Here is a 7,640-nt window from a genome sequence, read left to right on the forward strand (position 1 = left end):
GCTGCGGACGCCGTTCCCCTATACCCCGGACGAATGGTGGTTTACGTTCGACACACCATCTGAGCAGGATGCTGTGCCGACCGTCGTCTCCAGCGTCCGGTAGTCGTCGGGCGTATCAAGATCCAGATGGGTGCCACGGCGCTCGATGTCGGTGACGGGCACATCGGCCAGCGCCAGGCTGCGGCGGTGCCGACCGGCGCTCCCCAGCCCGAATGCCGGGGCGATGGCATCGGGCGGTGCCAGCAGGAGCGCATTCGTGCCGGTGCCGTGGCGATCCGGCGCGATCACAGCGCTGTCCAGCGAGGCGGCATCGACCAGCGCCCGAATGTCGCTGACCTCCAGCACCGGCAGATCCGGAAGCAGGATCAACAGCCCATCTGCCGCACCGGCGAGCGCCCAGCGTTGCCCCTGGCGCACGGCGGCGTTCAGCCCCTCAGTCTCCTGCAGCAGCACCTCGGCGCGCGAATCCAGACCGGCGGCTTGCAACGCCGGGTCGCGGGTGATGACTGCGACGCGTTCGATTCCTGCACCGGCGACGGCGGCAATGGCCCGATTGAGCAAGCCCAGCGCCAGCGCAGACCGCTCTGTTTCCGATAGTTGGGTCGACAGGCGACTCTTCGGATTCGCCAGCCCGCGGAACGGCAGCAGTGCGAAGAGTCGCAGGCTGGTGCTGCATCGCCCCGACCGTGCTGGATGCTCGACTGCGCAGACTGTCATCGGGCGCTTCGCGATGTCGCGAGTGACTGCGCGAACGCCAGCGTCTCGCGCGCCAGCCGCTCACGGTCGTCGTTGTTCCGCATGATCGAATCGGTCACCAGGACACGCACCCCAAGGTCCTCGATCGCCATAGTCAGATCGCGATCCACCGAATCAATCACCAGTCCATCGGCCAGCCCGGCGTAGATACGGGCAACGCCCAGTGCCGAGACGTCGTGCCCCAGCCCCTGCATCATCGCCGCCGCCGGACCCTTCAGCGCCTCGCCACCGACGATCGGCGAGACGACGACAACCGGTGCGTCGGCATCGTCCAGCGCGGCCCGCATGCCCGGCAACCCCAGGATCGGACCGATCGAGACGAACGGGTTGGACGGGCAGAAGACGATCACCTCCGCGTCGCCGATGGCCGCCAACGCGGCTGGTACGGGCGTCGCGCTTTCGATACCGTCCAGCACGATGCCGTTGACGACATCGGCGTGGTGCCGCGCAACGAAGTACTCCTGAAAATCGAGTCGGCCGTCGGGCGTGTCAATCAGTGTTGCGACACGATCGTCGGTCATCGGGATGAGGTCGGCGGCGATGTCGAGGTTGTGTGCCAGCGTGCCGGTGATCTCGCTCAACGCGGTGCCGGACCGTAGCGCGGCTGTCCGCAGGATGTGGGTAGCGAAGTCGCGGTCGCCGAGCTGGAACCAGGGCTCTTCGCCGTACTGCGCGATCATCCGCAGGGTCGCGAACGTTTCGTCACGAATGCCCCAGCCTGTCTCCGGGTTGGCCAGATCGGAGAGCGTGTACATGACCGTATCCAGGTCGGGCGAGATGTGAAGGCCGTAGAGCTCAAAGTCGTCGGCGGTATTGATAATGACAGCCAACGCGCGAGGGTCGGGCAGGGTGAGCTGCAGGCCGTGGGCGAGCTTCGCCCCGCCAACGCCACCGGCCAGTGCCACGATCCGTCCTGCCATCGCTGAGCCAGCCTCCCGTATCCCATACCCGATCGCCTGATCGCGCCAAATCCTACCGCGAGTCCTCAGGATGGCGCACCTGACCGAACGTTAGCGCACCATCACCGATCACGCTCAGTGCATTATAATCCCGATTGATTCAGTAGGAATTACATGATGCCGTTGTCCGATTGGAGGCGGTGGCTGACTATAGATGGGTTGGGCACAGCACATGTCGCAGCAAGACGGTGACGGACGTGCTGAGATCCTGAGATCCATGCGGCGCTTGACGTCGCGTCGGCGATTCATGCATACCGGCCTCGGCGTCGGGGCCGGTATGCTGCTGGCTGCCTGCGGCGGGGATAACGAACCGACCGCGACGACCGCACCTGACGCATCTGCATCGCCGGCAGCGACGGAGCCGCTCGCCGCCACCGAAGCTTCGGCATCGACGGACGAACCAACCGAGGAGAGTAGCCCGGCTGCATCCAGTGGGTTCCCGATCGAGCTTGAGCACGCGCTTGGCACAACAACGATTCCGGCGCAGCCCGAGCGGATTATCTGTACTGAGGACAACGAGCCACTCGATACATTGCAGGCGATTGGCATTCGCCCAGTCCTGTTCGGCATCACCAGGCAGTACGGTGTGGATCAGCAACCGTGGCGCGATGAGGCATTCATCGACGGCGTCGAGTCGTTCGACTTCAGTACCTACGAGCTCGATCTCGAGCAACTCGCGGCGAAGAATCCTGATCTGATCATCGATGTCTGGACTGAACCGGATATCTTCGAGCAAGAGAGCGGCATCGCGCCGACGCTGGTCCTGAAGGTTGACGATCTGGTCCCGTGGCAGGACATGCAGCGCCTTGTCGGGCAGGCAACCGGTGCGGTCGAGGAATCTGAAGCGTCAATTGCCGAGACCGAGCGCATCCTCGACGAGCAGGCGGCTCGCCTGACTGATCTTGCTGACAAGAAGGTTACCGTCGCCTACGCCTTTGGTGACGAGTTCCTGGTGCAGGGCGCGAACACGACCGGTGCCCGAATTCTGGCGCGCATGGGATTGAACATCGTGTCGCCGAACGATGACGATCTCACCTCGATGTCTCTGGAACGCTGGAACGAGATTAGCGATGCAGACATCATCCTGTCGCTTGCGTTCTTCCCGGAGGACGCGGAAGCTCAGGAGTCGAGCCCGCTGTTCCAATCGTTGCCGGCCGTCGTCAATGGTGGCTATGTGACGTTGGACAATGTCGTTGGTCGGGCCTGGTACCGGGAATCGACGCTCAGCGTCCGCTGGGTCGCGCCGATGCTGGCGGATGCCGTACTGGAAGCGGCTGCCGGGAACGGGAAAAAGCTCAGCTAGCAGGGCAACAGAGACATGTGGACATCGTCGTGCTTGCTCGATTCTGCTAGATTGTCTTGACCGGCGACCGACCGGACAGGGAGAACCAGTATCGAAGGAGGCAACGATGCCCCGAATCCCGAATCCGCCCCGCAAGGGACACCCTGCCAGGCCGCCTCGCAAGAGCGACGAGCAGGCCGACAAGCCGAAGCCACCCGCCCGCTCGTTCGGGCAGTCCGCACCGATGCCTGAGTCGGACGACGCCCTCGAAGATCTGGCGCTTGAGCCGATGCGCGAGAATGGCGACGAGATCGCGCACAAGGCCGAAGCTGCCGTTGCCGAATCGGAGCCTCTCGAGGATCTGACGCTTGAGCCGCATCGCGAGGGCGATGAGAACGGCGAAGCCGAGGGCGAGCAGACCGGCTGACAACGACGCGATGACACCGCCCCTCTGCATCAGTGCCAACACGCACTGATGCAGAGGGGCGCGCTTATCTGGCGCGTGGCAGCAGACGCCGGTGCCAGCCGTAGGCAACGGCGACGCCGGCGACGATCAGGACCATGCCGATCAGCCCGTTGATGCCCAGACCCTCGTTCAGCGCCAGCCAGCCGAGGATGACGCCGACTGGCGGAATGATGTAGGTCACGAGCGAAGCGGGCGTCGCACCAATCTCTCCGATCAGCGCGTAATAGAACAGGTAGGCGATGCCAGTGCCGACGGCACCGAGCACGACCCAGGCAACGATGTTGCCGGTGTGCAGTTCGGCCGGCTTCACCCAGCCCGTGAAGATCGCAAACGGTGCCATGATGACGAGCGCCATCATCAATTGAGCGGTGACGTTCGACACCGGATTGCCGCGGATGTACTGCCGGGCGAAGGCAAACGAGAACCCGTAGCAGACGCTGGAGCCGAGCAGCGCCAGCGTGCCGATTGTGTCGCTGCTGCCGAGGTCCAGCACCGAGCGCCCGGTAAGCAGGATGACGCCGACGAACCCGATCGCCAGTCCCACCACCCGCGTACCGGATAGTCGGTCGTGCCGAAAGACGAGTGCCGAGACCAGCAGCGTGAATAGTGGCGTCGTGGCGCTCAGCACCGCCGCGAGCGCTGATGTGACATGCTGCTCGGCCCAGGTGATGAGGGTGAACGGGATGACGTTCCCGGCGATTGCCATCACTAGCAGCAAGCCCCACGGTCGCCCCCAGGCAGGCAGCCGCTCGCCGCGCACGAGCATGACGCTGCCGAGCAGCAGCAGCCCGAGCGCGAGTCGGACTGCGATCATGACGGTCGGGCTGGCAGCATCGACCAGCACCTTGATGAACAGATACGACGAGCCCCAGATCAACCCCAGCGACAGCAGCCAGAGCACATGCTTCGCCCCGACGTCGCTCGTAGAAGTCGTCTCCAACCGGCTACCCTCCAGCGTCGCAGGATACCTTGTTCGAAGCGTACGTGCGGTGCGACATCTGGCAGCGTGTTTGAAGTGGCGTTGTCCGGCCCGGTCAGAGTAACGACTTCAGGTCGTCGACGATGGTGGATGGTGATGTCTGGAATGGGTAGATGACGCGCAGGCGGCCTTCCGGGTCGATGAGATAGGTGTAGGCCGTGTGGTCGACAGTGTAGTCACCGTCGGCTGCGCCGTCGCCGAGATCGGCGCGCTGGAACTGCAGGAAGTAGTCCTTGCCGACCTCTCGGACGAGATCCTCAGTGCCGGTGAGGCCGATGAAGTTGGGATCGAAGCGTCCGACGTAGTTCGCGATGATGTCGGGCGTGTCGCGCGAGCCGTCGACGCTCACGAAGACGAACGCGACGTTCTGCCCGGCGTCACCGAGGTCCTGCTTGATCGAGCGGAACTCGGCAAGTGTCGTTGGGCAGATGTCCGGGCAGTGGGTGAAGCCGAAGAAGAGCAGCACCGGCTTGCCGTACAGCTCGCTGAGGCTCAGCGGCTGGCCGGTCTGACTGGTGAGCGTGAAGTCCGGCAGCTGCGTTGGCGGCTCAACCACCTGCTTCGTGCCGACACCGGGCAGCTCATCGTTGCCGCGGCCCAGATAGGCCCAGGTCGTGAACCCTGACAGGCCGATGATGAGGCCACCGATCAGGGCCAGCAGCGCGAACCGCACGGCGCGGCTCGGGCCAGCCTGTACCACCTCCGGCGATGTGCTTGTTGTCTCGGACATGCGTCGTCTGTCTTCTCTTACTGGTCGCGGACTTCGACGTTGTCGAACTCCAGCATCAATCCGGAATCGAACATCAGCATCACGTCGATATGGTCACCGGCCTTGAGTGATTTGTGCAAACCCATCAGCATGATGTGCATTCCGCCGGGCGTCATCTCGATCCGCTCACCGGCAGGGACATCGATGCCGTCGACCGGTCGCATCTGCATCGTACCGGCGTTGTCGGTTGTCTCATGGATTTCGGCCATGTCGGCGACATCAGTCTCGACGCTGACGAGCTGCTGATCGGTGTCGCCAGTGTTCTCCAGCGTCAGATAGATGGCGCTTGTCACGGATGAGGAGTGGTCGTGCTCACTCGCAGGCGTTGCGTCGGTGCTGCGATTGTCTTGCTCCGCGTCGCCAATGTCGGCCGGTCGCACCCAGGCATCGACAACGGTGATCCCGCCGCCTTGAGCAAGCGCAGCCGAGTTGTCATCATCCGACCCACCACAGGCGATCGTGCCGAACAGGACGAGCAGCAAGACGGCGACAACGACAGCGCGGCGTGGATAGATTGACGACATAATGTTCCCCGTGCTTGACCGAAGAGCGCCGATCCGCGCCCAGCGTCCAACCTTACTCTTCATTTGGCGACATGACGACTCGGCCCGGACTAGCCGAGCAGCGTTTCGCCGAGGTAGCCGCCATCCTGAACTCCGGGGAAGATGGCATAGGTGCCGCTGCCGGTGTGCTTGATGTATTCGTTCAGCAGGTCGGTCGACAGGCGCTGTTGCAGGACAACGAACTGCGTGCGCGGATCGCGCTGGAAGCAGATGAAGAACAGCCCGGCATCGAGCTGGCCCAGCCGCGTATCCATCCCGTCGGTGAACGAGTAGCCCCGCCGCAGGATGCGCACGCCGGCATTCTCACTCGACGCGGCCAAGCGGATGTGTGCATGTGGATCGATGAGCGGATCGCCCGCGTCGTCTGTGGCGACGAGGTCGACCGTATCGTGCTCGGCCTCCTTGCCGAGTGGTGCGCCGGTGATTTTGGTGCGTCCGAACGTCTGCTCCTGATCGAGCAGTGTCGAACGATCCCAGACCTCGATCAGCATCCGGATGCGGCGTGCGACCATGTAGGAGCCACCGGCCATCCAGTCGGGCGTGTCCCCGGCTGCGGCCCAGACATGCTCGCTCATCGCCGCCTCGTCCTCAGCGAGGATGTTGTTGGTGCCGTCCTTGAAGCCGAAGAGGTTGCGCGGCGTCTCCTGCTCGCGGCTGGTGCTGGCGGTCCGGCCAAACCCGAGCTGCGACCAGCGCATGACCGCCTTGCCGCGTGCGATTCGGGCCAGGTTGCGGACTGCGTGGAACGTCACCTGGGCGTCGTCGGCGCAGGCCTGGACGACGATGTCGCCGCCGCAGCGCGCCGGATCGAGCGCATCACCGGCGAAGACCGGCAAGTCGATGAGTTGCTCGGGACGCTGATTGGCCAGCCCGAAGCGATCTGCCCCGTCCCGCTCGAAGAAGGTCGGGCCGACGCCGACCGTGATCGTGAGGTTTGCAGCTGCGAGGCCGGTCGCCTCGCCGGTGTCGATCGGCGGTGCCCATTGATCGCCTTCGACCGGCCCGACCGGCTCCCCGGCGCACATCAGCGCGGCCGCACGGGTCCAGTTGCGCAAGAGCGCGCGCACATCGTCGAGCTTGTCTGTCGTGAGATCAAACGTCGCGACAAACGCACGCTCCTGCGCGGGCGTGGCAATACCGGCCTGGTGCGCACCGTAGAACGGCACGGCAGCATTGGTCGCTTCTGCGGAATCATCCAGCTGTGTAGCGACGATTCCGCCCGCAACCAGCAGACCGGCACCGGCAGCCCCGGCTGTTCCGAGGAACCGGCGACGTGAGATCCGCCGCCCGGTCATCTCAGGAACCCTGTCCGACAACGATCTCGGCGACTCGCGAGAGCGGTTCGGCGAGCGCGTCGATCACCTGGCTGAGCTTGCGTGTGTCCTCCTCTGTGAGGTCGGTGTACAGCACGTAACTGTCACCATCAGCATAATCTGCCAGCGCCGTATCGACATTGGTGAATGCTTCGGAGATGGTCGTTGCCAGACCCTCGGAGCGTGTCGCCAGGATCGGCTGCACCGCGTCGTAGGCCGCCTGCGAGCCATCGACGTTGGCGGCGAAGTCGATCAGGTCGGTGTGCGAGTAGCGTTCTTCCTCGCCGGTGATCTTCGATGCCGAGACTTCGTTCAGCAGCTCGACCGCGCCGTTGGCGATCTGCTCAACGCTCAGGTTCGAGTCTTCCACCTGCTCGCGGAGCGACTTCACGTCAGCCAGCAGCTTGTCAGCGACTGGCTCCATGCCATCGAGCGAATTATCGACCCACAGTGCCTTCTCGATGACGTGGAAGCCGGTCCACTCGTCGTCCGGCACGTCACCCTCACGTGCATCAATGGCCGGGTCGAGATCGCCGAAGCTCTCGGCAACCGG

General features: G+C 64.2%; 9 protein-coding genes. 2 read left to right on the top strand and 7 right to left on the bottom strand.

Annotated elements, in window-relative coordinates; all coding sequences use genetic code 11:
- Nucleotides 1-18: 18 nt before the first annotated feature.
- Both cofC and cofD read right to left on the bottom strand, forming a co-directional pair.
- On the bottom strand, nt 19-717 hold the full coding sequence (gene cofC, locus M9890_05770) for a 2-phospho-L-lactate guanylyltransferase (protein ID MCO5176464.1): 699 nt from the start codon (nt 715-717) through the stop codon (nt 19-21).
- Nucleotides 714-1,676 carry a 2-phospho-L-lactate transferase gene (cofD, locus tag M9890_05775; GenBank protein MCO5176465.1) on the bottom strand — a complete coding sequence of 321 codons (963 nt, stop codon included), beginning with the start codon at nt 1,674-1,676 and terminating at the stop codon, nt 714-716. Before cofD ends, cofC begins: the two co-directional genes overlap by 4 nt.
- Before the next feature lie 211 nt (nt 1,677-1,887).
- On the opposite strand from cofD, the gene M9890_05780 reads away from it, so the two are divergent.
- Together M9890_05780 and M9890_05785 are read left to right on the top strand one after the other, a co-directional pair.
- Entirely contained in the window at nt 1,888-3,018 is a 1,131-nt protein-coding gene (locus M9890_05780; GenBank protein ID MCO5176466.1) for an ABC transporter substrate-binding protein, read from the top strand.
- A gap of 106 nt (nt 3,019-3,124) precedes the next feature.
- Complete coding sequence (locus tag M9890_05785; GenBank protein ID MCO5176467.1) at nt 3,125-3,424, top strand: hypothetical protein; 300 nt, start codon at nt 3,125-3,127, stop codon at nt 3,422-3,424.
- A gap of 64 nt (nt 3,425-3,488) precedes the next feature.
- On the opposite strand, the gene M9890_05790 is transcribed toward M9890_05785, so the two are convergent.
- From M9890_05790 to M9890_05810, 5 genes are all read right to left on the bottom strand, one after another.
- Entirely contained in the window at nt 3,489-4,403 is a 915-nt protein-coding gene (locus M9890_05790; GenBank protein ID MCO5176468.1) for an EamA family transporter, read from the bottom strand.
- 94 nt (nt 4,404-4,497) lie between these two features.
- Nucleotides 4,498-5,172, bottom strand: a complete 675-nt coding sequence (locus M9890_05795; protein MCO5176469.1) for an SCO family protein — start codon at nt 5,170-5,172, stop codon at nt 4,498-4,500.
- 17 nt (nt 5,173-5,189) lie between these two features.
- Nucleotides 5,190-5,735 (bottom strand): copper chaperone PCu(A)C, encoded by a 546-nt coding sequence (locus M9890_05800; protein ID MCO5176470.1) that lies wholly within the window; start codon nt 5,733-5,735, stop codon nt 5,190-5,192.
- Between the two features lie 89 nt (nt 5,736-5,824).
- Nucleotides 5,825-7,069, bottom strand: coding sequence for an iron uptake transporter deferrochelatase/peroxidase subunit (efeB, locus tag M9890_05805; protein MCO5176471.1), 1,245 nt, complete (start codon nt 7,067-7,069; stop codon nt 5,825-5,827).
- Between the two features lies 1 nt (nt 7,070).
- A partial coding sequence (locus M9890_05810; protein ID MCO5176472.1) for an EfeM/EfeO family lipoprotein occupies nt 7,071-7,640 on the bottom strand: 570 nt, incomplete at its 5' end.

This window comes from Thermomicrobiales bacterium (assembly GCA_023954495.1).
GTDB lineage: Bacteria > Chloroflexota > Chloroflexia > Thermomicrobiales > CFX8 > JAMLIA01.